Raw genomic sequence first — 1,242 nt, forward strand, 5'->3', positions numbered from 1 at the left:
CAGCAAAGACGGATTACCTTTAGGTCTATCTCTCAACAATGTTGGGCACGTTCTATTAGGGAAAAAGAAACGGCACAAGAAAAAGCAAACAGGAAATACCGTACCTCCATAGAAGAAAAAGAAAGTTATAAGTGGATAACACCTCTCAAAGAAAGCATAAACAACCTTAATGCAAATGAATAACTTGTTACCCTTGGTGATAGAGAGGCAGATATCTTCAAATTTTTATGGATCACTGAGACATTAGGTAGTTTTTATGTAATCCGTAATCGAACTAATAGAAGATTTATCTGTACTGAAATTGGAAAAACAGATTTGCAAACACGCATCACTCAACTGCCAGTAAAGAAGAAAATTTCTCTAGAAGTTAATAAAGGTAGAAACCAAAGATCAAGGAAAACTAATATTGAAGTTAAGTATATGAAAGGCTATATACCTATCAGATCTTCTTCAATTTATGGATAAAAAGACACAGTGCATAAAATAAGTGATAAAATACCTGTATATGTGGTAAGTGCAAAAGAAACAAATCCTCCTGAAGGATTGGAAGCTATTGATTGGACTTTGCTGACTAATGTACCAGTTAATAGCACTTTAGATGCTATAGAAAGGATAAATTGGTATAAGCTAAGATGGAAAATTGAGGAGTATTTCACGGTTTTAAAATCAGGATGTAAAATAGAAAGCTCTCGTTTAACTACAAAGGAAAGGCTACAGAAATTAATTGCTATAAAGAGCATTATTGCATTTAAAATTTTATATTTAACAAAAGTCGCTTTATCAAATCCCATGGAAACCTGTACTAAAATTTTAAGCAATGAAGAGTGGAAGGCCCTTTTCATACGTGAGCATAAAGTAGCTATATTGCCAGAAGAACCTCCAAACATAAAACAAGCTATTATTTGGTTAGGAAAATTAGGTGGATTTATGAATAGAAAAAGTGATAATTTACCAGGGGCTATGACTCTATGGCGGGGCTATGAAAATCTTAAGGAGAGCATAGTTATGCTTCACATCATGACCTCTCAAAATTGTGGGTAAAAGTGAGGATTTAAATCTGGCGAGTATGGAGGTAAGAACAAAATTTTACACCCAATATTTTCAAGGTAATGTTCAAAAAAGTGTGTCAAATCGAAAAAAAGTAATAAATTGATATAAAAAAATGGAGGTTTGAAAATGAGTCAGAAAATAGTAAACAGAACTAACGGATTGGTAGATTATAAAGAGTTGGAAACAAATATC

3 protein-coding genes are annotated in these 1,242 nt (G+C 32.8%); all 3 read left to right on the top strand.

Annotated elements, in window-relative coordinates:
* The coding region (locus tag ACJ5GX_RS02690) for a hypothetical protein (protein WP_495292677.1) at window positions 1–183 on the top strand (183 nt) is incomplete at its 5' end.
* Between the two features lie 132 nt (window positions 184–315).
* Window positions 316–465 (top strand): hypothetical protein, encoded by a 150-nt coding sequence (locus ACJ5GX_RS02695; RefSeq protein ID WP_286231483.1) that lies wholly within the window; start codon window positions 316–318, stop codon window positions 463–465.
* Window positions 466–474: 9 nt separating this feature from the next.
* On the top strand, window positions 475–1,041 hold the full coding sequence (locus ACJ5GX_RS02700; protein ID WP_230609092.1) for an IS4 family transposase: 567 nt from the start codon (window positions 475–477) through the stop codon (window positions 1,039–1,041).
* Window positions 1,042–1,242 lie beyond the last annotated feature (201 nt).

It is taken from the genome of Wolbachia endosymbiont of Tuta absoluta, from assembly GCF_059414725.1.